Source organism: Hydrogenibacillus sp. N12 (assembly GCF_019645935.1).
In the GTDB taxonomy this organism is placed as follows: domain Bacteria; phylum Bacillota; class Bacilli; order Thermicanales; family DSM-22653; genus Hydrogenibacillus; species Hydrogenibacillus schlegelii.
In genome coordinates this window covers 1,886,830-1,911,885 of the sequence record NZ_CP080953.1, presented here as the reverse complement: position 1 = coordinate 1,911,885, position 25,056 = coordinate 1,886,830, and the positions used below count along the sequence as shown (strand labels likewise).

21 protein-coding genes are annotated in these 25,056 nt (G+C 67.5%); 14 read left to right on the top strand and 7 right to left on the bottom strand.

Annotation, left to right across the window (positions count from 1 at the left end):
* Nucleotides 1-41 precede the first annotated feature (41 nt).
* The 5 genes from K2M58_RS08940 (at nt 42) to zapA (ending at nt 6,979) form a co-directional block, all read left to right on the top strand.
* The gene (locus K2M58_RS08940) at nt 42-1,022 is read left to right on the top strand and encodes a TrmH family RNA methyltransferase (protein WP_220677277.1); all 981 of its coding nucleotides are present in this window, start codon (nt 42-44) and stop codon (nt 1,020-1,022) included.
* Nucleotides 1,019-1,867: a YitT family protein gene (locus K2M58_RS08935; RefSeq protein ID WP_220677276.1), complete on the top strand. Its 849-nt coding sequence runs from the start codon at nt 1,019-1,021 to the stop codon at nt 1,865-1,867. The genes K2M58_RS08940 and K2M58_RS08935 overlap by 4 nt, the downstream gene beginning before the upstream one ends.
* 513 nt (nt 1,868-2,380) lie before the next feature.
* On the top strand, nt 2,381-3,574 hold the full coding sequence (gene pheS, locus K2M58_RS08930) for a phenylalanine--tRNA ligase subunit alpha (RefSeq protein ID WP_289628241.1): 1,194 nt from the start codon (nt 2,381-2,383) through the stop codon (nt 3,572-3,574).
* A gap of 100 nt (nt 3,575-3,674) precedes the next feature.
* On the top strand, nt 3,675-6,257 hold the full coding sequence (gene pheT / locus K2M58_RS08925) for a phenylalanine--tRNA ligase subunit beta (protein WP_220677275.1): 2,583 nt from the start codon (nt 3,675-3,677) through the stop codon (nt 6,255-6,257).
* A 116-nt stretch (nt 6,258-6,373) separates the two neighbouring features.
* Complete coding sequence (zapA, locus tag K2M58_RS08920) at nt 6,374-6,979, top strand: cell division protein ZapA (RefSeq protein ID WP_220677274.1); 606 nt, start codon at nt 6,374-6,376, stop codon at nt 6,977-6,979.
* On the opposite strand, the gene K2M58_RS08915 is transcribed toward zapA, so the two are convergent.
* Complete coding sequence (locus tag K2M58_RS08915; protein WP_220677273.1) at nt 6,945-7,850, bottom strand: cation diffusion facilitator family transporter; 906 nt, start codon at nt 7,848-7,850, stop codon at nt 6,945-6,947. The two genes, zapA and K2M58_RS08915, sit on opposite strands and share 35 nt — an antisense overlap.
* Before the next feature lie 328 nt (nt 7,851-8,178).
* Between K2M58_RS08915 and istA the strand changes: the two genes are divergently transcribed.
* The 4 genes from istA to K2M58_RS08895 all read left to right on the top strand — a co-directional run bounded on the left by istA (nt 8,179) and on the right by K2M58_RS08895 (nt 11,278).
* Nucleotides 8,179-9,456, top strand: a complete 1,278-nt coding sequence (gene istA / locus K2M58_RS08910) for an IS21 family transposase (protein WP_252393391.1) — start codon at nt 8,179-8,181, stop codon at nt 9,454-9,456.
* A complete protein-coding gene (istB, locus tag K2M58_RS08905; RefSeq protein WP_220676869.1) occupies nt 9,453-10,238 on the top strand; it encodes an IS21-like element helper ATPase IstB in 786 nt (261 codons plus the stop codon). The genes istA and istB overlap by 4 nt, the downstream gene beginning before the upstream one ends.
* 103 nt (nt 10,239-10,341) lie before the next feature.
* Nucleotides 10,342-10,737 (top strand): Fur family transcriptional regulator, encoded by a 396-nt coding sequence (locus K2M58_RS08900; protein ID WP_252393432.1) that lies wholly within the window; start codon nt 10,342-10,344, stop codon nt 10,735-10,737.
* Nucleotides 10,738-10,753: 16 nt separating this feature from the next.
* Entirely contained in the window at nt 10,754-11,278 is a 525-nt protein-coding gene (locus K2M58_RS08895; RefSeq protein ID WP_220677272.1) for a dihydrofolate reductase, read from the top strand.
* Here the strand turns inward: K2M58_RS08895 and K2M58_RS08890 are convergent.
* A complete protein-coding gene (locus K2M58_RS08890) occupies nt 11,241-11,909 on the bottom strand; it encodes a TerC family protein (protein ID WP_252393431.1) in 669 nt (222 codons plus the stop codon). The genes K2M58_RS08895 and K2M58_RS08890 overlap by 38 nt on opposite strands.
* Before the next feature lie 493 nt (nt 11,910-12,402).
* Nucleotides 12,403-13,824: an MBL fold metallo-hydrolase gene (locus K2M58_RS08885; RefSeq protein ID WP_220677270.1), complete on the bottom strand. Its 1,422-nt coding sequence runs from the start codon at nt 13,822-13,824 to the stop codon at nt 12,403-12,405.
* 378 nt (nt 13,825-14,202) lie between these two features.
* Here K2M58_RS08885 and K2M58_RS08880 point away from each other — a divergent pair, with 378 nt between their 5' ends.
* The gene (locus K2M58_RS08880; protein WP_220677269.1) at nt 14,203-14,754 is read left to right on the top strand and encodes a transcription repressor NadR; all 552 of its coding nucleotides are present in this window, start codon (nt 14,203-14,205) and stop codon (nt 14,752-14,754) included.
* Nucleotides 14,755-14,975: 221 nt separating this feature from the next.
* Here the strand turns inward: K2M58_RS08880 and K2M58_RS08875 are convergent, their stop codons facing one another.
* The 4 genes from K2M58_RS08875 to K2M58_RS08860 all read right to left on the bottom strand — a co-directional run bounded on the left by K2M58_RS08875 (nt 14,976) and on the right by K2M58_RS08860 (nt 18,283).
* Complete coding sequence (locus tag K2M58_RS08875; protein ID WP_220677268.1) at nt 14,976-16,637, bottom strand: b(o/a)3-type cytochrome-c oxidase subunit 1; 1,662 nt, start codon at nt 16,635-16,637, stop codon at nt 14,976-14,978.
* Complete coding sequence (locus K2M58_RS08870) at nt 16,634-17,098, bottom strand: cytochrome c oxidase subunit II (protein ID WP_220677267.1); 465 nt, start codon at nt 17,096-17,098, stop codon at nt 16,634-16,636. The genes K2M58_RS08875 and K2M58_RS08870 overlap by 4 nt, the downstream gene beginning before the upstream one ends.
* Before the next feature lie 71 nt (nt 17,099-17,169).
* Nucleotides 17,170-17,331 (bottom strand): DUF4366 domain-containing protein, encoded by a 162-nt coding sequence (locus K2M58_RS08865; RefSeq protein WP_220677266.1) that lies wholly within the window; start codon nt 17,329-17,331, stop codon nt 17,170-17,172.
* A 292-nt stretch (nt 17,332-17,623) separates the two neighbouring features.
* On the bottom strand, nt 17,624-18,283 hold the full coding sequence (locus K2M58_RS08860; RefSeq protein ID WP_220677265.1) for a peroxiredoxin: 660 nt from the start codon (nt 18,281-18,283) through the stop codon (nt 17,624-17,626).
* 280 nt (nt 18,284-18,563) lie between these two features.
* Here K2M58_RS08860 and K2M58_RS08855 point away from each other — a divergent pair, with 280 nt between their 5' ends.
* The 4 genes from K2M58_RS08855 (at nt 18,564) to K2M58_RS08840 (ending at nt 25,043) form a co-directional block, all read left to right on the top strand.
* The gene (locus K2M58_RS08855) at nt 18,564-18,992 is read left to right on the top strand and encodes a universal stress protein (protein WP_220677264.1); all 429 of its coding nucleotides are present in this window, start codon (nt 18,564-18,566) and stop codon (nt 18,990-18,992) included.
* 194 nt (nt 18,993-19,186) lie between these two features.
* Nucleotides 19,187-20,956, top strand: a complete 1,770-nt coding sequence (gene polX, locus K2M58_RS08850; RefSeq protein ID WP_220677263.1) for a DNA polymerase/3'-5' exonuclease PolX — start codon at nt 19,187-19,189, stop codon at nt 20,954-20,956.
* A gap of 51 nt (nt 20,957-21,007) precedes the next feature.
* Nucleotides 21,008-23,410 carry an endonuclease MutS2 gene (locus tag K2M58_RS08845; protein ID WP_220677262.1) on the top strand — a complete coding sequence of 801 codons (2,403 nt, stop codon included), beginning with the start codon at nt 21,008-21,010 and terminating at the stop codon, nt 23,408-23,410.
* Between the two features lie 334 nt (nt 23,411-23,744).
* Entirely contained in the window at nt 23,745-25,043 is a 1,299-nt protein-coding gene (locus tag K2M58_RS08840; protein WP_220677261.1) for a nucleotide sugar dehydrogenase, read from the top strand.
* Nucleotides 25,044-25,056: the final 13 nt, after the last annotated feature.

Sequence of the window (25,056 nt, the reverse complement as noted above, 5' to 3'; positions counted from 1 at the left end):
TATGCGCCGCCGAAAGACGAACAGAGGAAGGAGGGAGACGCATGGCCGGACGGTCGCGACCGGAAGAGGCGGTGATTGCGTCGCCCCACAACCCCCGGATCCAGGCGTGGGCCCGGTTGAAGATGCCCCGGGAGCGCCGGCGGTCTGGGCGCTTTCTCGTAGAGGGGCCGCACCTCGTGGCGGAAGCGCTCCACGACCCGGGGCTTGAGGCGGTGCTTGTGGCGGCGGACCGGGCGGAAGCGCCGCCCCTTCGATTCATCGTCGAAGCGGTCGAAGCGCTGCGGGCCGCCGGTCGGCCGATCTCCCTCGTCCGACTCGGCGCCGCGGCGGTGCGGCGGCTGGCCGAGACGGAGACGCCGCAGGGGATTTTCGCCGTCGTCCGGCTGCCGTCTCCGGAAGGGGCTTGGTCGGCGATCGTCGACCGGGCGCCTTTCATCCTCATCCTCGACGGGGTGAGCGATCCGGGGAACGTCGGCACGCTCCTTCGCTCGGCGGACGCTTTCGGCGCCGGCGGCGTCATCGTCGGGCCGGGGAGCGCCGACCCTTGGAGCGGGAAGGTGCTCCGAAGCGCCCAGGGGGCGCATTTTCACCTGCCGATCTACGCGCTTTCGCCGGACGGGTCGGGCGGCGCGGCCTTTCCGGCCGGGGCGGAAGATCCGAGCGGTGCGGTCGGTATTTCCGAAGCAGACGAGTCGGAGGCGGCGTCCGTCCGGGCCGCCGCCTCCGGGTTTACGGCCGCCCTCGAAGCGCTCCGGCGACGGGGCGTGCAGATTCTGGCCACCCATCCTCGGGACGGGATCGACATCGAGGCCGTGCGCCCGGCCGGACGATTTGCCCTCGTCATCGGCAACGAAGCCCGCGGCGTGTCTCCGGCGGCGCTCCGCCTTTCGGATCAAAACGTTCGCATCATGCAGTGGGGGCGGGCCGAGTCGCTGAACGCCGCCGTCGCCGGGAGCATCCTGCTCTACGTCCTTGGCCGCCATCGGGCCCGTTTCTTAAGCGGCGGGGGGATGGGGCGATGAGGGCGGCCCTTCGTTTCGTCCGGCAGGGGCTCGGCATCGTCGTCGGAACGTTCCTCGTCGCGGTGGCGCTCAAACTTCTCCTCATCCCGTTTCGGATGATCGACGGCGGGACGGTGGGGCTTTCGATCATCGCCCATCACCTCACCCGCTCGCCCCTCGGGCCGTGGATCGTCCTTTTTATCTTCCCGTTTCTCTGGCTTGGCTACCGGGAGATCGGCAAGACGTTCGTCTTTTCCACCCTCGGCGCCAACCTGCTCCTCGCCGGCTGGGTGACGCTCCTCGACCGGGTACCGCCGATGGTCGACAGCGCGTTTCTGGCGACGGTGTTCGGCGGCGTCCTCCTCGGTGCCGGCGTCGGTTTGGTCCTCCGGAGCGGCGGATCGCTCGACGGGACGGAGATCGTCGCCATCGTGCTGAACGAGCGGACAGATTTTTCCGTCGGCGAAATCGTCATGTTTTTTAACCTGTTCGTCTTCACGACCGCGGCGTTCGTCTTTTCTTTGGAGAGCGCCATGTATTCGTTGATCGCCTATTACGTCGCCTATCGCGTCATCGACATCGTGCTCACCGGTCTTGAGGAGATGAAGTCGGTCGTCATCATCTCCGATCGGGCGGATGCGATCGGGGAGGCGATCATCGCCCGGCTCGGGCGCGGGGTGACGTATCTCACCGGCGTCGGCGGCTACAGCAAGGAGGAAAAAAAGCTCCTCTACTGCGTGGTGACGCGCCTCGAGGTGACGAAGCTAAAGTCGATCGTCCAGGACCTTGACCCGGCGGCGTTTGTCATCTTTGAAAACGTCCACGACGTGCTCGGTGGTCGGTTCAACAAGCGGGCGATTCATTGACCGGAGGATGTCGGAGGACGGCCGGCTGGGTTTGACGGCGCCGCCGGCGGCGGCTATAATGAGGGACAGCCGAACGGGTGGGACAGCCGCTCCGGATGGATGCGGCCGGACGGGATGACAATCGGATGCGGGATGCGAGGATGAAGCCATGTGTCCGGAAGGCCCCCTGCCAGGGAGAAGGGGTCGGCGACTGGAAGCCCCTTTCAGGCGGGCGCCGGGCATTTCCCTTCGGAGCACCGGCGGTGAACGGCGCCCGTCGTCCGCCGCGCCGACGAAAGCCATCGGCCGGTTTTCGATGCGTCCGGCCGATCGGGCCGCTTAAAAAGGCGCAGCCACGCGGCGTCCCAGTAGCCGTCGGCGGCGGTAAGTCGCCGTTATCGCCAAAGAAGGCCGGAGCGGGCCGGAATGCATTTGGGTTCGGGCGCCGACCGGCGAAGAAGGGTGGTACCGCGGACCGATCCGCCCCTTTGGGGGCGGATTTTTTATTGAAGACGCATCGAGGGGAGGACGACGATGGTGGAGGACGATCGACCGATGTCTCCGGAGGAGCGGTCGAGAGGCAAGGAAGTGTCGGAGGGAAGGCTTAAGGAGCGGTCCCTCGAGGAAGAAAAGGCGGCGCTTTCGACGCTGGCCGAAGCGGCCTGGCGCCGAATTGCGGCGGCAAAGACGCCGGAGGCGCTGGAGGCCGTTCGGGTGCAGCTGTTCGGGAAAAAAGGGGAGCTCGCCCGCTTTCAGGCCGTGCTTCGGTCCCTTCCGCCGGAGGCGCGGCCGGCGTTCGGCCAGGCGCTGAACGCCGCCCGCTCGGCCCTCGAAGCGGCGTACGGGGAGCGGAAGGCGGCCCTCGAGGCGGCGGCCCTCGAGGCCCGGCTCGCCGCGGAGGCGATCGACGTGACGCTCCCCGGCGAGCCGCTCGCGCCGGGGGCCCGGCATCCGCTGTCGCTCATCATCGAGGAGATCGAGGAGATCTTCGTCAGCATGGGGTACCGCGTCGCCGAAGGGCCGGACGTGGAGTGGGACCGGTATAATTTTGAAATGCTCAACATTCCGAAGGACCACCCGGCGCGGGAGATGCAGGACAGTTTCTACCTTACGGAGGAGATGCTCCTTCGGACGCACACGTCCCCGGTGCAGGTGCGGGAGATGCTCAAGATGGGCGGGAAGACGCCGCTTAAGATCATCTGCCCCGGCAACGTCTACCGGCGGGATACGGACGACGCGACCCATTCGCACATGTTCACCCAGGTGGAGGGGCTCGTCGTCGGCGAGGGCGTGCGGATGAGCGACCTCAAGGGGACGCTCGAGGCGTTTGCCCGGCGGCTGTTCGGCGAGGGGACGAAGATCCGCCTCCGGCCGAGCTATTTTCCGTTTACGGAGCCGAGCGCCGAGGTGGACGTCACGTGCCATGCCTGCGGCGGTGCCGGCTGCCGGGTGTGCAAGTGGACCGGCTGGCTGGAGGTGCTCGGCGCCGGCATGGTGCACCCGAAGGTGCTCGAGGCGGGCGGCTACGATCCGGAGCGGGTGAGCGGCTTTGCTTTCGGCCTCGGGGTGGAGCGGATCGCGATGATCAAATACGGCGTCGACGACATCCGGCAGTTTTACCTGAACGACGCTCGGGTGCTCCGGCCGTTTGCCGCCGATCTCGCCGGCCCACCGCTCCCGACGGCGGAGGCGGGCGTTCCGGTAGGCGGGGCGGACGGCGCCGGATGAAACCGGCGCGGGGCCGGCGGCGCCCGGCTGAAGCGCGGGAGCAGGGCGGAGCGGTTGGCGGCGAGACGAGGACACGGCAGGATGAAGGAGGAGGGGCGCGGTGCGGGTTTCGTGGTCGTGGCTTTCGGACTGGATCGATCTTTCCGGCGTGACGCCGGAGGAGCTGGCGGAGCGGCTCACCGCCGCCGGCGTGGCGGTGGAGGCGGTCCACCGGCGCAATCCAGGGGTCGCCGGGGTCGTCGTCGGTCGGGTGGTGGACGTCCGGCCGCATCCGGAGGCGGACCGGTTGAAGATCGCCGTCGTCAAAGCCGCCGCCGGCGGTCCGACGCACGTCGTCGTCACGGGCGCGCCGAACGTCGCGGTCGGCGGCCGGTACCCGTACGCGACGGTCGGCGCCCGTCTGCCTGGCGGGGTGGAGATCCGGCCGCAGGCGTTTCGGGGCGTGACGTCGGAGGGGATGCTCTGCTCGGCGGAGGAGCTCGGGCTGGAAACCCATCTCCTTCCGCCGGAGGCGCGGGAGGGAATCTACCGGCTGCCGGACGAGGCGCCCCTCGGGGCGGACGTCGTCTCCCTCCTCGGCCTCGACGACGTCGTGCTGGAGCTGGATCTGACGCCGAACCGGGCCGACTGCCTGTCGATCGTTGGCGTCGCCCGGGAGGTGGCGGCGCTTCTGGATCGGCCGCTTCGGGCGACGGAGGTGGAGCGGGCGACGGAACCCGATGAAGGCGGAGCGCCTCCGTCGACGACCGGGGAGGCGTTTTCCGTCGCCGTCCTCGATCCGGCCCTCGCCCCGCTCTACCTCGGGCAGGTGGTCGACGGGCTTTCCGTCCGGCCGTCGCCGCTCTGGCTGCAAAACCGGCTGCTGGCCGCCGGCATCCGGCCGATCAACGCCGTCGTCGACGTGACGAACTACGTCATGCTCGAATACGGCCAGCCGCTTCACGCTTTCGACGCCGACCGCGTCGGGACGGGGCGGATCGTCGTCCGCCGGGCGACGGCCGGCGAGACGCTCGTCACCCTGGACGGCCGGGAGCGGGCGCTTTCGCCGGACGACCTCGTCATCACCGACGGGGCGCGGCCGATCGGCCTCGCCGGGGTGATGGGCGGGGAGAACACCGAGGTGGTGCCGTCGACGCGGCGGGTGTTTTTGGAGTCGGCCCTGTTCGACGGGACGGCGATCCGCCGGACGGCGGTCCGGTTCGACCTCCGCTCCGAGGCGAGCCGCCGGTTCGAAAAAGGGGTCGATCCGGAGCGGGTGGAGCTCGCGCTTCGGCGGGCGACGGCGCTTCTCGGCCGCCTCGCCGGCGGCCGTCCGGTCGGAGGCATCGTCGGCGTGCGGGACGAGGCGGCGCTCGGGCGGTACCGCCCACGGACGGTGCGGCTTTCCCTCGACCGGCTGAACCGCCGCCTCGGCACCGCCCTCGACCGGGCAGCGGTGGAGGACGTTTTCCGGCGGCTTCAGTTTTCGACGGCGGTTGAGGAAGGGCCGGCGGGGCCGGTGTTCCGGGTGACGGTGCCGACCCGGCGGATGGATGTGGCGCTTCAAGAAGACTTGATCGAAGAGGTGGCCCGCCTCATCGGCTACGACCGGATTCCGAGCACCGTCCCGCTTCTTCCGGAGACGGTCGGCGGGCGAACGTCCCGGCGGGAGGCGGAGCGGGCGATCGCCCGGCTGCTTCAGGGGCTGGGGCTTTCGGAGGCCCGGACGTACGTCCTCGTCGATGGGGAGGCCGTCCGGCGGTTTCCGATCTTTGATGCCGAGGACGGGCGCGAAGGGGACGGCGTCGGTGCTTCAGGCGGCGGCGAGACCGGCGCCGGCGGCCAGAGGAGCGGTGCGGAGGCGCTGGCGGTGCTTCAGCCGATGCACGAAGGGCGAACGCACCTCCGGCGTTCGCTCCTCCCGGGGCTTTTGGAGGTGGCCGCCTACAACCGCCGCCATCAGGTGGAAAGCGGCCGTTTCTTTGAAATCGGCAAGGTGTTTCACCCGCGGGGCTCCGGCGCGCTCCCGGCGGAGCCGGTGCATGTGGCGGCGCTCTGGTTCGGCCTTAGGCCGAAGGCGGTCGCTTCCGGTTCCGCGGTGGCCGGCCGGGGCGGAGCGTATGATTTTTACGCCGCCAAGGGGGCGGTCGAGGCGATTCTGGAGCGGTTCGGCATCGCGGCCCGGTTTGTGCCGGCGGCGCTTCCCGGCCTACACCCCGGCCGTACGGCCCGGATCGAGGCGGACGGCGCCGTCCTCGGGTGGGTCGGGGAGCTTCACCCGGCGGCGGCGAAGGCGTATGAGCTCAACCGCCCGGTCGCTTTTGAGCTTTCCCTCGACCGGCTCCTCGCCCGCCGGCGCCCGGCGATCGCCTACGGCGCGCCGCCCCGGTATCCCGGCGTGCGGCGGGATGTGAGCTTCTGGATCGATCGGGCGGTGCCCCATGAAGCGGTGCTCGAGACGATCCGCCAGGCGGCCGCCGGGGGGCCGGCGCCGCTGGAGGGGGCGGCGTTGTTCGACGTCTACGAGGGGCCCGGGGCGCCGGAAGGGCGGCGGTCTTTGGCTTATGCTTTGGTTTTCCGCCATCCGGAGCGGACGCTCGCGGAGGCGGACGTCGACAAAAGCGTCCGGGCGATCGTGGCGGCGGTCGAGGCGGCGCACGGCGCCCGCCTGCGGGGCGAGGGGCCTGAGCAGGGGAAAGCCTAAGAGGCGGCATCGGCCGCGGGGCGCGGGACCCATCCGGTCGCAGAAAAGCCGGCGTCGGTTGACGCCGGCTTTTGTTTGGCTTACGCTGTAGGGAGAGACGGTAGGGGGAACGCGCGGTGAAGGAGCCGATTTCCACGCAGGTGTCGATCTTCGGCGAGACGTACATGCTCAAAGGGACGGCGCCGCCGGAACATCTCCGGCGGGTCGCGGAGTATGTCGACGCCAAGATGAAGGAGATCGCGCGGCGAAACGACCGCCTCGACCATAAGAAAACGGCGGTGCTGGCCGCCCTGAACATCGCCGACGAGCTCATGCGCCTGGAGCGGGAGCGGACGGAAGTGGCGGAAGGGCTGGCGGCCGCCCGGGCGCTCGTGCGGGAACGGGAGCAGGACCTCCACCGGCTGGAGGCGGAACTCGATGAAGCCCGCCGGGAGCGGGAGGCGCTCGTCCGGCAGGAGGCCGAACTGCGGAAGGAGCGGGATGAACTGCGAACGGCGCTCGAGGCACTCGAGCGGGAACGGGAGGAACTCCGGCGGGAGCGGGCCGACCTCTTGCGCGAGAACGAAGCGCTCCGGCACGAGCGGACGGAACTCTTGCGCGAGCGGGAGGAGCTTCGGCGCGAGCGGGACGAGCTTTTTCTTTTGCTCGATGAGACGAGTGCGCCGCGGGAGGCGGCGCCGGCCCGCATCATCCATCGGGAGAATACGGGTTCAGGTGGATGAGCACTTCCCGGATGCGGTCATCGGCGGCCATGAGGGCCGCCTTGATCTTCCGGCCGAGGTCGTGCCCCTCCTGAACCGTAAAATGGGACGGGACGCTTAAGCGGACGTCGAGGAGGATGTAGTGGCCGTGCTCCCGGGCCCGGATGCGGTCGATCCGCTTGACGTCCGGGAAGCGGGCAATGATCGACCGGTAGATGTCGATCGCCTGCGGGTCGACGGAGCGTTCCATCAGGATGTGAACCGCCTCGACCATCATCCGCCAGGCGATGCGGACGATGAAGGCGGCGACGATGAGTCCGCCGATCGGGTCGGCATAGGCCAGCCCGGGGACGCCGAACTGCCCGCCGGCGACGGCGAAGAGGACGCCGAAGAGGGCGGCGAGGGAGGCGGCGATGTCCGTCTGGTGATCGTAGGCGATCGCTTCGATCGCCTTGCTCCGGAGCCTGCGGGCGACGTGCAGCGAATAGCGAAAGAGCGCCCATTTTAGGGCAAACGAGGCGGCGGCGACCCAGGCCGCCGCCGGATCCGGAGGGTGGCCCACTCCCTCAAGGAGCGTCTGGCCGGCCTCGACGACGATGAAGCCGGCGACGATGAAAAGAAGCAGGCCGACGACGCCGGAGGTGACGACCTCCGCCTTGCCGTGGCCGTACGGGTGGTCGTCGTCGGCCGGCTTGTTGGCGTACCCGATGACCCCGAGCACGACGGCGGAGGCAAACAGATCCGCCGCATTATGGAGCCCGTCGGCGAAGAGGGCCTCGCTGGCGGCCCGGAGGCCGACGGCGATCTTTCCGACGGTGAGAAACAGGTTGGCGATGACGCTCAGCCACGCCGCCCGGCGCTCGCCGGAGAGCCGTTTGGCGTCGAGCGACATGGCGCATCCCTCCGTTCGTCCGCATGGGGGGACGGCGGGTTTTTTCTTTTGCTGCTATTATACGGCGCCGGCACCGGGCATGCAAATTTTGGCAGACGGAAAAAGTGTTGTTGTCGTCGGAAGGGTCATGTTATAATCAGTTCAATGTGGATGAGTTAGGAAGGGACGACGATGCGACCGAAGGGGATGCTCACACGACAGCGAAAATTGATCTTGGTGTCAACATCGGATGTAAAATCCCCAATAGCAGCGGATAAAGATTCCCCAAAATCACCGGCATGATTTCCTCAAAATCATCGGGATGAATTCCCCACCCCTGTGTCGAACTATGGCACCTGCCATCACTTTTGGGGAGGTGCCGGTGATGAGGGAGAGTGAGAAGATGGAGATCAGGAAGCTGTATGAGGAGGGCGTCAGCATCTCGGAACTGGCCAGAAGATACGGCCATGACCGCAAAACCATCCGCAAGGCTGTGAGTGAGCCGAGGCAGCAGGAGGAGGGGAGGGTGAAGTCGCGCAGCCGTAGGGTGAAAGGCCACAAGCTGGAGCCGTACAAGGCCTATGTGGAGCAGCGCATGCGTATCGGCGTCCTCAATGCGGAGCGAATCTTTCGCGAGATCCGGGAGCAGGGATATACCGGCGGAATTACCGTACTGCGCGAGTTCATGCACCCTCTCCGCCCGGTTGTCTCTGCCAAGGCAACCGTGCGGTTTGAGACGGCTCCGGGGGAACAAGCGCAAATCGACCTGGGCGCATTCCCCTACCTGGATCCGCAGGGCCATCGGCGCAAGGTATGGTGCTTTGCCATGGTCCTCGCCTACTCCCGCATGCTCTACCTGGAGTTTATCAGAGCGGCGGACCAACGGCATATCCTCCAGGCGCTCCGGAACGCGCTGGAGTTCTTCGGCGGGGTTCCAAAGGTCATGCTCAGCGACAACTGCTCCCCGCTGGTCGTGGCCAACGACGGTCATGGACACGTCGACTGGCAGCCGGCGTACATGGACTTCGCCAAGTACTACGGATTCGTGCCCAAGGCCTGTAAGCCCTACCGAAGTCGCACCAAAGGGAAGATTGAACGGCCCATCGGGTATATCCGGTCCAGCTTCTGGCCGGTTTCGTTCGTGGACCATGACGACCTGAACCGGCAAGGTGCCATCTGGCGGGATACGGTGGCTAATGTGCGCATCCACGGCACGACGCGGGAGCAGCCGGTGGTGCGGTTTCAGGCCGAGACGCTTAAGCCCCTGCCTAAGAGCCGGTACACGCTGGCGTACGCCGATATGCGCAAGGTCATGAGCGATTGTCGCATCTCCTGGAACACGAACATGTACACCGTTCCATGGCGGTATGTGGGGCACACCGTGCTGGTCCGGGAGTTTGAGTCAGGCCGCCTGCAGATCGAGTACGGCGGGCAGGTCATTGCCGAACACCGCGTGCTCACAGGCAGGCACCAGGTCTCAACCGACCCTGAGCACTTCAAGGGCATCCCGGCTGGGACGCCTCATCCGGATCGAGGCAAGGTGCCAGGGTTGCAAATCGGGCCGGACGTGGAGCAGCGGGAGCTGTCCGTCTATGAGCAGATCGCGATGGGAGGTCAGGGGCAATGAGTGAGGCGTTGGTTTTGGCCAAGGCCGAGGAGCAGCTGCTGGAGCTGGGATTGAAGCGCGCCGCGGCGGTGCTGCCGGCGTGCGTGGAGTGGGCAGCGGGGCACCAGGCGACCTATGCGGAGTTCCTGCACAGACTGCTGGATGCTGAGCAGGAGGAGCGATACAGCCGTTACATGCACGCCAGACTCCGCATGGCCAACTTCCCGTATCACAAGACCCTTGCAGATTTCGATTTCTCGTTCCAGCCGTCCGTCGATGAGCGACAAATACGCGAACTGGCCGGCTTGACGTTCATCCGGGAGGGCAGCAACGTCATCTTCCTGGGACCGCCGGGGGTGGGCAAGACCCACCTTGCGGTGGCCCTGGGGATGGAGGCGATTCGACAGCGCATGAGCGTCTACTTCGTGACCATGCAGAAGCTGGTCGCTGACTTGCGACGGGCGTACCAAGAGGGACGGCTGGACAAGCGCCTGCGCATCTACACCCAGCCGAAGCTGCTGATCTGCGACGAAGTCGGCTACTTGCCGCTTGACGCCTTGGACGCCGCGAACTTCTTCCGGCTCGTGTCGGAGCGCTACGAGCATGGCTCCCTGATCATCACGTCCAACACCAGCTTCACCAACTGGGGGACACTCTTCGGTGACCAGGTGCTGGCCTCTGCCTTGCTCGACCGGCTCCTGCACCACGCCACCACCATCAACATCCGCGGCAACAGCTACCGGATGAAGGACAAGCTGCGCGCCGGGGTGACCCATGCGCTGAAGGAGGAGGTGACCGCGTAGATCGAACATACGTCTGGGGAATGATGCGCGATGATTTTGGGGAACTGAATCCGCTGTTTGTGGGGAATCGAACGCGATTTTTTTGGGGAGTTTTAATCCGCTATTGACATTGGACATCGTCCGGGAAAGCGACGATCACCCGAGCGCCGCCGACGTCATCGACCGGCTGCGGGAGAAGGGGATCGTCGTCGCCTACGGGACGGTGTATAATTCCCTCCGCTACTTGAGCGAACACGGCTACATCCGGGAGATTCACGCCGGGGACGGCGTGGCGCGTTACGACGGGCGGATGGACGCCCATTACCACATCCGCTGCCGGATCTGCAATCGGCTGGAGGAAGTGCACGCCCCTGCGCCGCCGGAGTGGCTCCGGCGCGTCGCCCAGGAGACGGGTTTTGACATCGGCGAGGGGGGCATTTTGCTGGAGGGCATCTGTGCCGACTGCCGGAAGAAAGAAGCGTCGGCCGTCGTCGCCCGGGCCGACGAGGACGACGCATAAAGGGGCGGGCCTGGCGGTGGACGACGAAAGGCGCCAGGAGGTCCCGTGGACGATCATCGCCGCCGTCGATCGCCGGGGAGCGATCGGCCGGGGCGGGCGGCTGCCGTGGCACCTGCCGGACGATCTCCGGCATTTTCGCGAGACGACGTGGGGCCACCCGGTGATCATGGGCCGCCGAACGTACGAAAGCCTCGGGCGGCCGCTTCCGGGGCGGGAGAATGTCGTCCTGAGCCGTCGCCTTCGCCCGGAAGACGTCCCACCGGAGGTCCACCTTTTTTCATCCCCGAACGCGGTCCTCACGGCGTACGGCGGCCGGCCGGCGTTCGTCATCGGCGGGGCGGAGGTGTTCGCCCTTTTTTTGCCGGTCGTCCGGCGGCTTCTCCTGACCGCCGTCGCCGCCGACGTCGGCGGCGATGTTTTCTTTCCGCCGTGGCGCCGGGAGGCGTGGCGGAAGGTGTCGGCGGTGTTTCATCCGGCCGACGGCCGCCACGCCTATCCGTTCGTCATCGAGACGTACGAGCGAACCGGCGGCGGGCGCTGAGGGCGGCGAGGACGAGGACGGTCGGGGCGACCAGGGTCCACAGGACGTGGACGGCCGGGTGGGCGAAGAAAGGCCGAAGGAGCGGATCGTCGGCGATCATGCCGAAGGCCGTCCACTCGATCACCCAGGCGCCGAGGGCGATCAAAACGGGAAAGCGGTCGATCAGCCGGAGGATGAGCCCGCTTCCGGCGACCATGATCGGGATGCTGATGAGAAGCCCGAGGACGACGAGGAAGACGTCGTGCCGGGCGGCGCCGGCGACGGCGAGGACGTTGTCCAGGCTCATCACCGTATCCGCCAGGGCGATCGTCCGGATGGCGGACCAGAGGTCCGGGGCGGCACCGTGGTCGTCTCCTTTCCGCCTGCCGCCGAGGAGCTTCAGCCCGATTCCGATGAGGAGCGCCCCGCCGACCGCAAGAAGAAGGGGGATCCGGAGAAGGTAGACGACGCCGGCGGTGGCAAGGGCCCGGATGACGACGGCGGCGGCGGTGCCGAAGAAGACGGCCCGTCGCCTTTGCCCGGGCGGGAGTTCTCGGGCCGCCAGGGCGATGACGAGGGCGTTGTCTCCGGCGAGGACGAGGTCGATGACGATGATCGCTCCGAGGGCGAGCCAGAAATCGGCGATGGGCAACCGGCATTCCTCCTTTAAAGATAAGGTCATAAAAAATCGCCTCTGCCGCTCGGCAGAGGCGATTTTTGCACCGGTCAGGGGAAGTCCGGGCGAGCCTTTGCCGGCGCGGCGCCGGATCAGGTCTCGCCTGCGGGTCCAGAAGGCGTCCGCCGACCGGCCGGGGCTTCCGCCCGTCTTGACGGCCGGCCTGCCCGGCGGGGCGCGCCGGGAGGCTACTCCCCTGTCGTTTTCCGAAGGAAAACTGCGGTCATCAAACGCTGCGTGCGGCGTTCAGACCGACGGCACATCGGAAGTATAAAAATCCCGGCCGGCCTTGTCAAGCGCGGCCGGCCGGGGCTTTACGATTTGTTCGATTCCAGACGAATCCAAACGGGCCTCCTGTGGTCTCACGCTGCTGCCTCAAAAGGGGCGTCGATGTGTTCAAGGCCGTTACGCGTTCATGGCCGTTACGCCTTCTTACTCCTTCAAAAAGGCGCCGATGCGTTCGAAGCCGTTACGCGTTCAACGGGGCGTCGACGCGGCCGAGGGCCTGCTTGAGCTCGGCGTAGCCGCCGAGGAGGTTGTAGACCTCCCGGTAGCCGTTCGCCCGGAGGATGCTCGCCGCGATCGCCGAGCGGCCGCCGAGCTCGCAGTGGACGAGGATCGGCCGGTCTTTCGGCACCTCCGCGAGCCGGTCCGGGAGATCGCCGAGCATGATGTGGGTCGAGCCCTCGAGGGCCCCCGCCTTCCGCTCGCTTTCGCTCCGGACGTCGAGGATGAAGAAGTCGCCGAGGCGGTCTTTGACGTCTTCCGGCCGGACGTTCGCGTAGCGGTCGAGCTTTTCCGGCCCGCGGGCGAGGACGTCGGTCGGGGCGATGATGCCTTCCAGCCGGTCGATGCCGATCGAGCGGAGGGCGATGCGGATCTCCTCCGCCGCCGCCTCATCGGCGACGACGGCGAGCGGCCGGTCGTAGTCGACGAGCCAGCCGGCCCAGGTGGTAAACGACTTGCCGAGGGGGATGTTGATCGAGCCGGGGAGGTGCCCCTCCTGGAAGGCGGCCTGGGGCCGGGCGTCGACGATCTGGACCCCTTCCGCCTGAAGGCGCTCGAGCGTCTCGTCGTCGGCGCCGAAGCGGACCGGTTCTTTGAGTTCTCGAAGCAGCGCCGGGCCTTCTTTGTTGATCCGCTTCATGTGCTTGAAGTACTTCGGCGCCTCCGGCTGGTCGGCGAGGAGCGCCTCGACGAAGGCGTCCTCGTCGTCGATCTGGAGCGCCCAGTTGGTGAGCTTCTCGTAGCCGACGGTGGACGACGGGACGGCGCCGAGGGCCTTGCCGCAGGCGCTTCCGGCGCCGTGGGCGGGCCAGACCTGGAGGTAGTCGGGGAGGGCTTTGAAGCGCTTTAAGCTTTGGAACATCTGCCGGGCGCCGGGGACGGCGGTGCCTGCGAGGCCCGCGGCCGCTTCGAGGAGGTCGGGGCGGCCGACGTCGCCGACGAAGACGAAGTCGCCGGTGAAGATGCCGATCGGCTTTTGGGTCGCCGGGAGGTCGTAGAGGAGGAAGGAGAGGTGCTCGGGGGTGTGGCCGGGGGTGTGGAGGACCTCCAGGCGAATGTTGCCGATCTGGATGACGTCGCCGTCCTTGAGGAGGCGGTGGGGCAGGCCGTCGAGATAGCGGTACTTCCAGTTTTCGTCGCCCTCGTCGGAGAGGTAGAGGGTGGCGCCGACCCGGTCGGCGAGCTCCCGGGCGCCGGAGACGAAGTCGGCGTGGATGTGGGTTTCGGCGGCGCCGACGATGCGGACGCCTTCCCGGGCGGCCGTCTCGAGGTACGGCTCGATGTTCCGCATCGGGTCGATGACGATCGCCTCGCCGGTCGCCTGGCAGCCGACGAGGTACGAGTAGTGGGCGAGCTTTTCATCGACAAAGGTGCGGAGCAGCATGTCCGACCCTCCTTCGGCGGTGATCGGTCATCAGGACATGAGCAAAGACCGGGGTGTGCAACGGGATGGGCTTTGTCGTAAAGGCGCGCCTCGGTCGCCAAAGGACGTGTCAAAATACCCCTATGGGTACTCTACCATCATGGTAATGGCTAAATCGACGTTTGTCAATATGGAAAGCGTAAAAACCTTCGCCGAGGGCGGAGCACCGTCGCCCGGCCGGCTCCGCCGGCCCGGACGGCGGTTTGGGGGATCGACGGCGGAAGGCTGGTTTGAGGGTGTCGGCGACGACTCGGCCGGCCGGACGTGGCGATTCGGGCGGCTGGACGGCGGCGCGGGCGTCCGCTAGACTGGAGACGAGAAGAACAAAGGAGGAAGACGATGAAAAGCGGTGGGACGGCCGATCGGCCTGAGGTCGGCGGGGAGGCCCGCCGGGCGGCGATCCTCGAGCGGCTCCGGGCGGCCCGGGGGCCGGTCAAGGGGGCGGCGCTCGCCGAGGCGTTCGGCATCAGCCGCCAGACGCTCGTGCAGGATATCGCCCTCCTTCGTCGGGACGGCCATCGCATCTTGAGCACGATCCGGGGCTACGTCCTCGAAGAGCGGCCGGAGACGCTGCAGCACGAGGTGATCGGCATCCACCACCCGCCGGAGCGGCTTGAGCGGGAGCTCGAGATCCTCGTCGCCCACGGCGTGACGGTGAAAGATGTGATGATCGAACATCCGGTCTACGGCCGGCTGACGGCGGAGCTCGATATCCGGACGCCGGAGGACATCCGGGCGTTCGTCGCCCGCTGGCGGGCGTCGTCGCTGCCGCTTTTCAGCGAGTGGACCGGCGGTTTTCACTACCATACGCTCGTCGCCCCGGAGGCCGAGGCGATCGAACGGGCGATCCGGGCGCTCATCGAGGCCGGGTTTCCGGTCGTGCGGACGTAACTCATGCCGCCACGACGCCGATAAAAATCGCCCGGTGCCGGAAGGCACCGGGCGAAGTGCGCTTCTTGACTTGACCGCCTTGGCTGGACCGCTCTGGTTTGTCTCGACTGGTTCCTTTGCCGACCGTGAACTTCGGGCGTCCCATGGGCGACGTTTTTGGAGCGTCCCGCATTCGAAAGACGTCCGCTCTCCTCATTCGGGGCCAACCCCTGTCTTTAGGCCTACCACGTCCGGTATCCCCGCACGAGGGGGGCGCCGTGGTTCGCGATGTCGATGAGGGGGACGGTGTAGGCGATGACGATGAGGACGGCGGTGAGGGTGAGCCAGAGCCGCCAGTTTTCCAGCATCGCCGGCTGCATTCCCTCCTCTGCCGCATCCGCCAGCGGGAACGGCTCTGCCCGGTCCGGGGCGGCCTTCGGGGCGAAGAAAGCGAGGTAGGCGGCGAGACCGACCATGAGGACGGCGGCGGTAAAGAGGAGGGCACCGCCTACGGCCATCGTGGCGTAGTTCGCGATCGGCGTCGAGAACCAGCTTTCGGCGACCGGGTGATTCTGGTAGGTCGTAAACGCCGTCCGCCTGGGCGCTCCCATGAGGCCGAGGGCATGCTGGGCGATCGACATGAGCAGCATGCCGGCGGCCCAGAGGATGGCCTGAACGAGGCCGAGGCGGCGGGCGCCCGCCGGGAGCGTCCGGCCGGTGAGGTTAGGGATGAGCCAGAAGCTTGCGCCGAAGAAGGTGAGCATCACCGGCGTGCCGACGGTGACGTGGAAGTGGCCGACGACGAACAGCGTGTTGTGGACCATGGCGTTCATCTGGTAGCTGGCGTTGATGAGGCCGCCGATGCCGCCGGGGATGAAAAAGAGCATGGCCAAAAACGGCGCGAGAAACCGGACGTCCTGCCAGGGGAGCGCCCGAATCCAGCCGAAGAGGCCCCGGTGGCCTTTCTCCCGGGCGGTGAGCTCGAAGGTGGCAAAGACGTTGAACGCGGTCATCAAGGACGGGACGACGACGGCAAAGGTCAGCACGACCTGGAAAAATTTCCAGACGTCACGAATGCCGGGCTCCGTCAGCTGATGGTGGACGCCGACCGGGAAGGAAAAGACGAGGAAGAGAAGAAAGGCGAACCGGGCGAGGGCGTCGCTGAAGAGCCGCCCGCCGATGATCTTCGGCAGGTTGACGTACCAGACCATGTACGCCGGAAGCAGCCAGAAGTAGACGAGCGGGTGGCCGAAATACCAGAACAGGGTGCGGGAAAGCTCGACGTTGACCCCGGAGACCCAGCCGAGGGAAAGGGGAATCATCTGAAAGAGGACGGTGGCGGCGACGCCGAGGGAGGCGATCCACCAGAGGAGGAGCGTCACCGTGGCCATGAAGGCAAAAAGCGGCGTCCGCTCGCCGGGGTGCGCCTTTTTCCAGGCAAAATACTGCCGGATGAGGGCGAAGGCGACGCTCCACGTGCCGACGACGAAAAGCGCGAGCCCGATGTAAAAGAGCGGGTGGGCCTGAAGCGGAAGGTAGAACGTGTAGAGGACGCTGGCGTCTCCGGTGAGGATCATGGCGGCGGCGAGGAGGATGCCGACGGTCATCAGCCAGAACCCGACGGCGACGAAGCGGCGGCCGCCGGGGGAGAGGTCGCCGAGCGTCCGGCCGTTTCCGGCGAGGAGATAGGCGAAGATGAAGTACGTCGTCGAAACGAGCGCCAGCAGCACGCCGTGGGCGGTCAGGACGGCATAGTAGCCAAGCCAGGGCGGGAGCGTCATCCAGCCGGCCCGGACGAACGCCTGCACGAGGCCGAAGAGCGCGCCGACGAAGACGGCGGCGAAGGCGACGGCGAGGTGCCGCCGGGCCCAGGCGTCGGCGATGGGGGAGCGGATGGGCGTCATCGGACGATCACCTCCGCCTGCATGAACTGATGCCCGACGCCGCAATACTCGTTGCACAGAACGAGGTAGCGGCCCGGCGCTTTAAACGTGTAGGTGGCTTCGTTCGCATAGCCGGGGATGAGCATCATGTTCACCGTCGTGCCGACGATGGTGAAGCTGTGGACGACGTCCTTCGTCACGGCGTGGAACGTCACCGGTTTGCCGACCGGCACCTCGATCCGGTTGGGGGCGTAGGAAAACGCCTGGCCGACAAGATAGACGTCGACCCGGTCTCCCCGGTCATAGACGCCGGGAGCGTTCCACGGGGCGATCGTGTCGATGAGCTCCGGGTCGACGGTGAGGACGCTCCCGGGCGGCGTGTGGCCGGAGGCAAAGGCTCGAAGGCCCAGCACGGCGAGAAACACCGCGAGCGTCCCGATGCCAAACGTGAGCCACCATTTTTCATACCGATGAACCGGCACGGTTTCCCCCCCTTTGGCGTGAACGCTTCGCCGGCGAGGTTCGCCGACGGGGTCGGAGCGCGGGGCCGCCTTCAGCTCCGGAGGAGAAACAGCCAGAAGGCGGCGCCCCAGCCGAGAACGATCAAGGTGCCCAAAAGGACGCTGAAGGCAAGGGTGGCGGGAAGGGGAGGCTCGGATTCGGCCGGCGGCCGGGGTCGGACCTTCGGCGCCGGAGGAAGATCGGTGCGTGGCATCGGCATCGCCCCTTGTGACGGTTTTCACGACTGGCACTTCGAGTATAGAGTTGGCAGGAAAAACCGTCAACATATTTTGTAATAAGGTTAATGATTTGTTGAAATTCCGCAGTTATTATCGGTTACGACCGTCAAAACAGGGAATACGGCCGGCGATCGGTCAACGAAAAGACACCGGTCGACGAAAAGACATAAGAAACAACGGCGAGGCGCCGCCGGACCGCGGACAGGCGGCGACCAAATGAAACGCCCGAAGGCCGATCGGCCTTCGGGCGCAGGCTCCCTTTTCGCGTCAGGCGTTTACGTTCTTTTTGCTCAGGTACCAGTCGACGATTTCGAGGTCTTTTTCCTGGACACGCTTCTCGGCGTCTTCGACCGTCCGCGGCGGCGGGACGATGACCGCCTGACCCGGCCGCCAGTTTGCCGGCGTCGGCGTGCCGTACTTGTCGGTCGTCTGCAGGGAGTCGATCAGGCGGAGGATTTCGTCCATGTTCCGCCCGGCGGACATCGGGTAGTAGATGATCGCCCGGATGACCTGCTCGGGGTCGATGAAGAAGACGGCCCGGACGGCTTCCGTCGAGCTCTGCTGCGGCATGATCATGCCGTAGGCATGGGCCACCTTCATATCCAGGTCGGCGATGATCGGGAATTCAATCTGCACGCCGGTCCGCTCTTTGATGTTGCGCACCCAGGCGATGTGGGAGTAGACGCTGTCGACGCTGAGACCGAGCAGCTCGACGTTCCGCTTCTTCAGTTCGGGGTAGATCTCCTGGAAGGCCATGAACTCCGTCGTGCACACCGGCGTAAAGTCGGCCGGGTGGGAGAAGAGGATGAGCCACTTGCCCTTGTAATCGTCGAGCGTCTTTTTGCCGTGGGTCGTCACCGCTTCGAAGTACGGCGCCTTGTCGCCGATCTTGGGCAGCGTCGTCTGAACCGCGGTCTGGTCGGTCATCCGCCTTCCGCCTCCTTCTTGATCCGATTTGGACGGCTTTTCGCTTTTTGGGCGAAAAGCCGTCGGGTCGCTTTGGGCAAGACCCAGACTAAGTATACCGCGATCGGCAGAGATTGACAACCCCGGCCCGTCCGGCCAGCGCCTGCGAATGGCTGCAATGGATTCAGGTTGCAAGTTGTGCCCTTGGCCGACCGGTCGAACCGGCGGTATGATTCAGGTAAAAGCATGTCCAGCCGAGCCGCCGGTCATGCTTCTGAGACAAAAGAAAGGAGCCGGAGGCATGTTTGAAAAAATCTTGCTGCCGTACGACGGGTCGTCGCACGCGAAGAAGGCCGTCGAGCTGGTGAAAAAGCTCTGTGCCGGCAGCGAATCCCGCTGCCGGGTGACGGTCATGTACGTCCTGGAGCCGTATACGCCGCCGCCGGAGGCGGCCGCCCTCGACGTCGACTGGGCCGGGGTGGCGGAGCGATCCGGCCAGGCGATCGTCGCCGATGCGGTTCAGGCGCTTCGGGAACAGGGCATCGCCGCCGATCCCTTCGTCGCCGTCGGCCACCCGGCGGAGGAAATCGTCGGCGAGGCAAAAAGGGGCGGCTACGAGCTCATCGTCATCGGCCGGCGGGGGCTCGGGCTCTTCGGCGAAATCGTCCTCGGGAGCGTAAGCCACAAGGTGCTCCACCTCGCGCCGTGTCCCGTGCTCATTGCGCAGTGAGGCGCCGGCTTAAAGCCGGTCGTCGGCCCGGCCCTTCGGCCGGCAGAGGCGTGCCGGCCGCTTTTTTATGTCGCTCTTTCGGTGTGCTATACTGGAACCGATCAGGCAGCCGCCGGCCGGGTTCGCGGCCGGTCTGCGGCGGGGACTCGGGGCGCGGACGGCGCGGTCGGCGGCGGGGGTTGAGAACGCTGGGGATGGACGTGACGAACCGGTTTGTCGCCCGCATCCTGGAGAAGATCGCCGATTACAGCGAGCTTCTCGGCGAAAACGAATTCAAAGTGCGGAGCTTTCGCCGGGCGGCCCAGACGATCGAAAGCCTGGAGGCGCCGGTCGGGGAACTCATGGACCGCGGCGAGGCGATCCCCGGCGTCGGCAAAGGGATCGCCGCCGTGATCCGGGAGGTGATCGAGACCGGCGAGTCGGAGCTTCTCAAGGCGCTCGAGGCGAAGGTGCCGAAGGTCCTCCTCCGGCTGCTCGCCGTCCCGGGCATCGGACCGAAGACGGTCGGCCGGCTTCTCCGGGAGCTCGGCATCGATTCGGAGGTGAAGCTCGAAGCGGCGATCCGGGAGCAGAAGATCCGGGCGCTTTCCGGCTTCGGCGCCAAGACGGAGCGGCGGATCGCCGAGGCGCTTCGGGCGGCCCGGGACCCGAACCCCCGGCATCCGCTGGCGGAGATGTGGCCGATTGCCCGGGAAATTTGCCGCCGGATCGAGCGGCTCCCCGGGGTCGAACGGTGCGAAGTGGCCGGCAGCCTCCGGCGGGTGATGGAGACGGTCAAGGACGTCGATCTCGCCGTCGCCACCCGCGTGCCCGAGCGGGTGGCGACGGCGATCCGGGACGCCTTCGGCCCGGAGCGGATCGAGGCGGCGGGGCCGGACAAGGTCGTCTTCATCTATGACTCCCTTTGGCCGATCCCGGTCGAGGTGCGGTTTTTCCGGCCGGAGGCGTTCGGGGCGGGACTTCTTTATCTCACCGGGTCGAAGGCTCACAACATCGCCCTCCGGCAGCGGGCCAAAGCGATGGAGCTCCGGCTCAGCGAATACGGCCTCGAGACGGAGGGAGCGGAGGCCGCCGGTGACGCCGGACCGTTCCCGGAGGAGGCGGACGTCTATACCCGCCTGGGCCTGCCGTGGATTCCGCCGGAACTCCGGGACACGGCGGAGGTCTTCCATCCGGAGCGGCTCGATCGGATCGGATCGCTCATCGGGCCGGAGGACGTTCAGGGCGACCTCCACATGCACACCCGGGCGAGCGACGGCGGCAACACGATCGAAGAGATGGCCCGGGCCGCCCGCGCCCGGGGCTACCGCTACATCGCCATCACCGACCATTCGGCGTCGCTCAAGGTCGCCGGCGGCCTTTCGCCCGAGCGGCTCCTTCAGCACGTCGAGGCGGTGCGAGAGGTCGAGGCGAAGCTTCAGGCGGAAGGCGGGGAGCCCTTTTACCTTCTCGCCGGAACGGAGATGGACATCCTGGCGGACGGAAGCCTCGATTACCCTGACGCGGTGCTCGAGCGGCTCGATCTCGTCATCGCGTCGGTTCACACCGCGTTCCGGCTGGACCGGGCGGCGATGACGGCCCGGATTCTCCGGGCGATCGAGCACCCGCTCGTCGATCTCATCGCCCATCCGACCGGCCGGCTGATCGGTCGGCGGGAAGGGTACGACGTCGACCTGGACGCGGTGATCGAGGCGGCGGTCCGGCACGGGAAGGCGCTGGAGCTGAACGCGAGCCTCTACCGGCTCGACCTGCCGGCGCCGGCCCTCGAGCAGGCGGTCCGGGCCGGCGCGTGGATCGCCATCGACACCGATGCCCACAGCGTCGGGGAGCTGGAGCAGATGCCGCTCGGCGTGCGCTACGCCCGAAAGGCGTACGTGCCGCGGGATCGGGTGCTCAATGCCCTGCCGCCGGAAGCGCTGCTGGCCTGGCTCGCCCGCCGTCGGGGCCGGCCGATCCGGCGGTAGGGCCGGTGCCGTCGGGACGGCTTCGGGCGCTCACGATCGGGAGGATGGGATGTGGACGCACGAACGTTTGTTCGGCTCGATTATCCGGAGGTCCTCGAGGCGCTGGCCCGTTCGGCGGCGACGCCCCTCGGGGCGCGGCTCGCCCGGCGGCTCAGGCCGGTGGGACGGGAAGACGTCGTCCGCCGGCGGCTTCAGGCGACCGACGAAGCGGTGACGTTCGTCCGCCGGTTCGGGCCGCCGGACTTTTCCGGCGTCGGCCCCGTCGCCGACGCCGTCCGGCGGGCGAAAAAAGGCGGTCTCCTCTATCCGGATGCCCTCTACCGGGTCCTTTCTTTTTTGCGCGGGATTCGGCGCGTGCGGACGGCGGTCCGGCGTCCGGACGGGGCGGAGGCGACCTATCCGGCCCTCGTGCGGCTTTCGGACCGGCTGGAGGCGCCGGCGGCGCTTTACGAGGCGCTCGCCGGGGCGATCGCCTCGGAGTCGGCGCTCAAAGACGAGGCATCGCCGAGGCTTCTGGAACTTAGGCGGCGCCTTCGGGCGATCGACGGGGAGATTCGGGAGACGCTCGAGCGGCTGATCCGCGATCCGGAGACGCGGGGCGCGCTTCAGGAGCCGGTGATCATGTTTCGCGGCGGCCGGCCGGTGCTTCCGGTCCGGGCGGACGCCAAAAACCGCGTCCGGGGGATCGTCCACGACGTGTCTTCGTCGGGCCAGACGCTTTTCATCGAGCCGGAGGCGATCGTCGCCCTCGCCAACGTCCGGCGCACCGTCGAACAGGAGGCGGCGGCGGAAGAAGAGCGCATCCTCCGGGCGCTCACGGAAGAGGTCGCTCAGGCGGCGGTGCCGCTTTTGGTCGCGGAAGCGCACGCAGCGGCGCTCGACCTTCTGTTTGCCAAAGCGGCGTACGCCCTCGCCCACGGCCATGCCCGGCCGAACCTCGGCCCGCCGGGCGGCCCGGTGGCGCTGTACGACGCCTATCACCCGCTTCTCGGCGACCGGGCGGTGAAAAACGACCTCCTCCTCGAGGCGGGCGTGCGCCTCCTCCTCATCACCGGGCCGAACACCGGCGGGAAGACGGTGACGCTGAAGACGATCGGCCTGGCCGCCCTTATGGCCCAGTCGGGGCTGTTTATCCCCGCCAGGGAGGGGAGCACGCTGCCGGTGTTCGACGGCGTCTTCGCCGATATCGGCGACGAGCAATCGATCGCCCAAAACTTGAGCACGTTTTCCTCCCACATGACGCAGATCGTCGCGATCCTCAAGCGGGCGACGGGAAAAAGCCTCGTCCTCCTCGACGAGATCGGCGCCGGGACGGACCCGGCGGAGGGGGTGGCCCTCGCTTCGGCGATCCTCGAGGCGCTCGCCGAGCGGGGCGCCCGGGTCGTGGCGACCACGCACTTCGGGGAGCTGAAGGCGCTGGCCGGGGAGCGGCCGTGGGCGATCAATGCCAGCATGGCCTTCGACCGGGAGACGCTCCGGCCGACGTATCGGTTGCTCCTCGGCGTGCCGGGGGCGAGCCACGCCCTCGAGATCGCCCGGCGCCTCGGCCTCGATGAGGCGATCGTCCGGCGGGCCGAGGCGCGGATCGGAGAGGCAGGACGACAGGCGGCGGCGGTCGCGGCGGAGCTCGCCGATCGGTTGCAGGCGCTCGAAGCAGAGCGCCGCCGCCTCGCGGCGGAGCGGGAAGCGCTCGAGGCAAAACGGCGCCGCCTGGAGGCGGAGCGGGAGCGGGAACGGCGGCTTTTGAGCGAGCGCTTGGCCGCCGCCTACGCCCGCTACCGGCGCCGGCTGGAGGAGGTCGTCCGGAAGGGCGAGGCCATCGCCCGGGAGCTCGAGGCCCTGCATCGGGAGGCGATCGCCGCGGGGCACGTGCCGCCGGCCGTCAAGCCGCACGAATGGATCGACCGCGTCGGGGCCCTCCGGCGGGCGGCGGCGGAGGCGAAGGCGGCGGCGGACGAAGCGGCGCCGAAGGAAGACCGGGCAAGGGGCGGCCGCAAGCCGGCGCCCCCGGGCGGCCGGCTGCTCCCGGGGTCGACGGTCCTCGTCCGCTCCCACGGCCTCAAGGGAACGCTCCTCGAGCTTCGCCCGGGCGGCGAAGCCGTCGTGCAGCTCGGGGTGATGAAGCTGACGCTGCCGGCGTCCGATCTGGTGCCGGTGGAGGGAGACAAGCCGCCGGCGCCGGCCGGCGGCGTTCGGGTGACGGTGGAACGCCGGGCGCCGTTTGAGGTGGACCTTCGGGGGATGACGGTGGAGGAGGCCCGGGAGGCCCTAGACGAGGTGCTCGATCGGGCGCTCCTCGAGGGGCGGGACCGGCTCGTCGTCATCCACGGCCTCGGCACCGGCGCCTTGAAGCGGGGCGTCGCCGAGTTCTTACGCCGTCATCCGGCGGTGAAGCGTTTCAGAAGCGGTGAAAAGGAAGAAGGCGGAAGCGGCGTCACGATCGTCGAACTGTAAGGCCCGAGGCGAGTTCCCGTCTCGGCGGCCTGGGCCGCCCCCTTTCGCCGGAAAGGGGGCGGTTCGGCGGCCGGGTACCGCTTCCGGCCGGGTGGGGGGATGCGGGATGGAATTCATCGCCCGGCTGTTTCTCGTGTTGTCGACGCTGTTTATGCTCGCCGGGATCGTGTACTGGCTTTTTTTTGCCCACGGCTGAGGGGAACGCCGAACCATCGCAGCAGCGAGGATCACCCCGGCCGGAGGCCCCTCGGCCCTTCGAGGCCCGATGGCCTTCCGGTCGGTCGGACAAGCGGGGAACGGATCCCCGACCGACGATGGCGAAGGGAGACGACGCATGGAACGACCGCTGAAAGTGGCCGTCATCGGCCTCGGCTATGTCGGGCTTCCGCTTGCGCTTCTGTACGCCAAAAACGGCGCCCGCGTGATCGGCATCGACGTCGCCTCAAGCCTCGTCGAGGCGCTCAATCGCGGCGAGAGCCGGAGCATCGAAAAAGACGGCGACCGGCCGCTTCCGGATCTGCTCCAGGAAATGCTCGCCCTCGGCCGCTTCCGGGCGACGACCGACTACGAAGAAGCCCGGGCCGCGGGCGTCGATCATTATATCGTCACCGTCGGCATACCGGTTCGGGGCGGAGAGCCGGACCTCCGGCCGTTCGAGGCGTCGGCCCGTATGCTCGGCCGGGTACTCAAGGCCGGCGACCTCGTCCTCGTCCGGAGCACCGTCGTCCCGGGCGCGACGGAAGAGGTGTTTCGGCCGATTCTCGAGGCGGAAAGCGGCCTCGTCGCCGGAGAGGATTTTGACCTCGCGTATTCGTCGGAGCGGATCGCCGAAGGTCGGGCGTTTGAAGAGTTCCGGACGATGCCCCTCGCCGTCGGCGCCCTCGGGGAGCGCGGGCTCGAGCGGGCGATCCGGCTGCTCCGGTTCGTCACCGAGGCGGAAATTTATCCATCTTCGATTAAAGTCGTCGAGACAGCGAAGTTATTCGAAAACATTCAGCGGGACGTCAACCTGGCGATGGTGCAGGAATTTGCCCGCTTCACCGAGCGGCTCGGCATCGACACGCTGGAGACGATCCGGATCGCCAACACCCACCGGCGGGTGAACCTCCTCATCCCGGGGCCAGGCGTCGGCGGATACTGCGTGCCGAACGCCTTTCACTACCTCCGGCCGAAGGCGGAAGCCCTGGGCGTCCGGCTCCCGCTTCTTGCGCTGGCGCGGCAGCTGAACGACGGCGTCCCGCGGGTGCTCGTCGACTGGGTGGAGGAGGAACTTCGGACCCGGGGCGGCGGTTTTTCCGGCCGCACGGTGGCCGTCTTGGGGCTGGCGATGAAAGATTACTCGAACGACGATCGGGAGAGCCCGGCCCTCGCCATCGCCGACCTCATCGCCGCCCGGGGGGCCGTCGTTCGGGCGTACGATCCCCTCGTCGAGGCGCCGGCGATGTACCGCGTCGGGTCGTGGACCGAGGCGGTCGACGGGGCGGACGTCGTCTTTTTCCTCGTCAAGCAGCGGGCCTTCGACGCCCTCGACTGGGCCGACGTCGGCCGGCGGATGAAGGCGGACGGCCTCATCTTTGACGCCAAAGGCGTCGTGCCGAAAGATCACCGGCCGCAGACGGTGCTCCGCCTGTGACGGAGGTCGGGCG

What these genes read in the sequence shown, in the direction of transcription:
- K2M58_RS08855 (WP_220677264.1), top strand. Translation starts at nt 18,564, where the DNA reads ATGTTTGAAAAAATCTTGCTGCCGTACGACGGGTCGTCGCACGCGAAG.
- K2M58_RS08860 (WP_220677265.1), bottom strand. Translation starts at nt 18,283, where the DNA reads ATGACCGACCAGACCGCGGTTCAGACGACGCTGCCCAAGATCGGCGAC.
- istB (WP_220676869.1), top strand. Translation starts at nt 9,453, where the DNA reads ATGAGTGAGGCGTTGGTTTTGGCCAAGGCCGAGGAGCAGCTGCTGGAG.
- istA (WP_252393391.1), top strand. Translation starts at nt 8,179, where the DNA reads ATGGCACCTGCCATCACTTTTGGGGAGGTGCCGGTGATGAGGGAGAGT.
- K2M58_RS08875 (WP_220677268.1), bottom strand. Translation starts at nt 16,637, where the DNA reads ATGACGCCCATCCGCTCCCCCATCGCCGACGCCTGGGCCCGGCGGCAC.
- K2M58_RS08885 (WP_220677270.1), bottom strand. Translation starts at nt 13,824, where the DNA reads ATGCTGCTCCGCACCTTTGTCGATGAAAAGCTCGCCCACTACTCGTAC.
- K2M58_RS08915 (WP_220677273.1), bottom strand. Translation starts at nt 7,850, where the DNA reads ATGTCGCTCGACGCCAAACGGCTCTCCGGCGAGCGCCGGGCGGCGTGG.
- K2M58_RS08880 (WP_220677269.1), top strand. Translation starts at nt 14,203, where the DNA reads ATGAAAAGCGGTGGGACGGCCGATCGGCCTGAGGTCGGCGGGGAGGCC.
- K2M58_RS08865 (WP_220677266.1), bottom strand. Translation starts at nt 17,331, where the DNA reads ATGCCACGCACCGATCTTCCTCCGGCGCCGAAGGTCCGACCCCGGCCG.
- K2M58_RS08840 (WP_220677261.1), top strand. Translation starts at nt 23,745, where the DNA reads ATGGAACGACCGCTGAAAGTGGCCGTCATCGGCCTCGGCTATGTCGGG.
- K2M58_RS08935 (WP_220677276.1), top strand. Translation starts at nt 1,019, where the DNA reads ATGAGGGCGGCCCTTCGTTTCGTCCGGCAGGGGCTCGGCATCGTCGTC.
- pheS (WP_289628241.1), top strand. Translation starts at nt 2,381, where the DNA reads ATGGTGGAGGACGATCGACCGATGTCTCCGGAGGAGCGGTCGAGAGGC.
- polX (WP_220677263.1), top strand. Translation starts at nt 19,187, where the DNA reads ATGGACGTGACGAACCGGTTTGTCGCCCGCATCCTGGAGAAGATCGCC.
- K2M58_RS08940 (WP_220677277.1), top strand. Translation starts at nt 42, where the DNA reads ATGGCCGGACGGTCGCGACCGGAAGAGGCGGTGATTGCGTCGCCCCAC.